This window comes from Amycolatopsis sp. WAC 04197 (assembly GCF_003947475.1).
GTDB classification, from domain to species: domain Bacteria; phylum Actinomycetota; class Actinomycetes; order Mycobacteriales; family Pseudonocardiaceae; genus Amycolatopsis; species Amycolatopsis japonica.
The window spans coordinates 1-1694 of the sequence record NZ_QHJK01000024.1 but is presented as its reverse complement, the minus strand read 5'-3'; the positions used below and the strand labels follow the sequence as shown (position 1 = coordinate 1694).

Here is a 1694-nt window from a genome sequence, read left to right as displayed (position 1 = left end):
GCGGCGGCGATCGCGAAGAACATGGACGCCTCGCTGTCCGTGCCGACGGCCACGAGTGTGCGCGCCGTCCCGGCGAAGCTGATGGCCGACAACCGCATCGTCATCAACAACCACCTCAAGCGCACGCGCGGCGGCAAGATCTCCTTCACGCACCTCATCGGTTACGCGATGGTCCGGGCGCTGAAGGACTTCCCGAACATGAACCGGCACTACCAGCTGATCGACGGGAAGCCGTTCGCGATCACGCCGGAGCACGTGAACTTCGGTCTCGCGATCGACATGAAGGGCAAGGAAGGCTCCCGTACGCTCGTCGTGGCCTCCATCAAGGCCACCGAGAACATGACCTTCATGCAGTTCTGGCAGGCCTACGAGGAGATCGTCAAGAAGGCCCGCAACGGCAAGCTGACCGCCGACGACTTCGCCGGCACCACGATCTCGCTGACCAACCCCGGCGGCATCGGCACCAACCACTCGGTGCCGCGGCTGCAGGCGGGCCAGGGCGCGATCATCGGCGTCGGCGCCATGCAGTACCCGGCGCATTTCGAGGGCACCAGCGAGAAGGCGCTGGTCGACCTCGGCGTCTCGAAGATCATGACGCTGACCTCGACCTACGACCACCGCATCATCCAGGGCGCGGAGTCGGGCGAGTTCCTCAAGCGCATCCACGAGCTGCTGCTCGGCGAGGACGGCTTCTACGACGACGTCTTCACCAGCCTGCGCCTGCCGTACGAGCCGATCCGCTGGGTCGCCGACATCCCGGACGGCCCGGTCGACAAGACCGCGCGCGTCATCGAGCTGATCGACGCCTTCCGCATGCGCGGTCACCTGATGGCCGACACCGACCCGCTGAACTACCGGCAGCGCAGCCACGCCGACCTCGACGTCCTCTCCCACGGCCTGACCCTGTGGGACCTGGACCGCGAGTTCCCGGTCGGCGGCTTCGCCGGCCAGGAGCGGATGAAGCTGCGCGACATCCTCGGCGTGCTGCGCAACTCCTACTGCCGCACCGTCGGCATCGAGTACACGCACATCCTCGACCCCGAGGAGCGCCGCTGGATCCAGGACCGCGTCGAGATCCCGCACGAGAAGCCGGACCCCGCGGTCCAGAAGTACGTGCTCTCGAAGCTCAACGCCGCCGAGGCGTTCGAGACCTTCCTGCAGACCAAGTACGTCGGCCAGAAGCGGTTCTCCCTCGAAGGCGGCGAGACCGCGATCCCGCTGCTCGACACCATCCTCGACAAGGCCGCCGAGCACGAACTCGACGAGGTCGTCATCGGTATGCCGCACCGCGGCCGCCTGAACGTGCTCGCGAACATCGTCGGCAAGCCGATCGCGCAGATCTTCCAGGAGTTCGAGGGCAACCTCGACCCGGGCCAGGCGCACGGTTCCGGTGACGTGAAGTACCACCTCGGCGCCGAGGGCAAGTACTTCCGCATGTTCGGCGACGGCGAGACCAAGGTGTCGCTGACCGCGAACCCGTCGCACCTGGAGACCGTCGACCCGGTCCTCGAGGGCATCGTCCGCGCGAAGCAGGACATCCTCGACAAGGGTGGCGAGGGCTTCACCGTCCTCCCCGTCCTGATGCACGGCGACGCGGCCTTCGCGGGCCAGGGTGTCGTGGCCGAGACCCTGAACCTGGCGCTGCTGCGCGGCTACCGCACCGGCGGCACCGTGCACGTCATCGTCAACAACCA

At 67.1% G+C, this 1694-nt stretch carries 1 protein-coding gene; it reads left to right on the top strand.

Going from position 1 to position 1694, the window contains the following annotated elements:
• Positions 1-1694, top strand: a 1694-nt coding sequence (locus DMC64_RS42540; RefSeq protein WP_125738236.1) for a multifunctional oxoglutarate decarboxylase/oxoglutarate dehydrogenase thiamine pyrophosphate-binding subunit/dihydrolipoyllysine-residue succinyltransferase subunit, incomplete at both ends; no start/stop codon positions are given.